Genomic DNA, 831 nt, shown 5'->3' on the forward strand with positions numbered 1-831 from the left:
CTGAGCACAGTGCCGCACCAGCAGCTCGACCAGGGTATTTTTGAGCCGTGACACGCCTTGGGTGAAGTTGACTTTCCATCGCAGCTTGCGACCTTTGTGGCGCTGTTCGATGACCGGCTGTAGCAGGTGCTGCATCAACAGCGCCAGGTTCTTCAACAGTTGAGCGGCATGAAAGTCCTGCTTTACAGCGGTCACGCTGCGGCCGCTGAAGTTGTCCAGCGTCAGGGTTTGTTTGAGGCGACGGAAATCGGTTTCGATGCCCCAGCGGCGGTGGTAAAGCTCGGCAAACACCTCAGCGGGAAAGGCTTCTCGATCCAGCAGCGAGGTCAGCAATACTTCGCTTTCGCCGTTGGCCAACTCGACCCGGATCAGTCTCAGCTCGATCTGGCTGGCAGGATCAACGCCAGCCTCGGAGCAGAACAGACGTGCTTCAGGATGGTTGGCCACGAAAAGCTGTGTGTCTTCAACTTGGCCAGAGTGTAGAAACGCTTTGACCTGGGCGTTATAGCCACAGGGCAGGCGCATCAGAAAGTGCCGCTGTTGCTGCGCGAACAGCGCGAATAACCAGTGCCCAGGGTAACCACGGTCAAACAGCGTCAGGCTGTCAGCCGGCAGGTGCTCAAGGTGCAGATGGGCACAGTCGCGCTCGCCGACGGTCAGGGGCACGATCAGGCTATGCAAGGTTTGACCGTCAGCGACTTCGTAGAGTGTGGACAAGCGAGCCATGGGAAAGCCAGAGTGACTGCCAAAGAAGGTCGCCATGGTCGACTCCAGGGGTAAATGCACGGTCGAGCCATCCACCGCGAGCACCCTCAGCCCACGCCACTTCTG

The 831-nt window shown here is 58.8% G+C and carries 1 protein-coding gene; it reads right to left on the reverse strand.

Annotation, left to right across the window (positions count from 1 at the left end):
- Positions 1–831 (reverse strand): IS4-like element ISPa1635 family transposase (locus N5J71_RS22325; RefSeq protein WP_279917664.1); only part of this gene is annotated, 831 nt, incomplete at both ends.

The sequence above is a fragment of the Ectopseudomonas oleovorans genome (assembly GCF_029845265.1).
In the GTDB taxonomy this organism is placed as follows: Bacteria; Pseudomonadota; Gammaproteobacteria; order Pseudomonadales; family Pseudomonadaceae; genus Aquipseudomonas; species Aquipseudomonas oleovorans.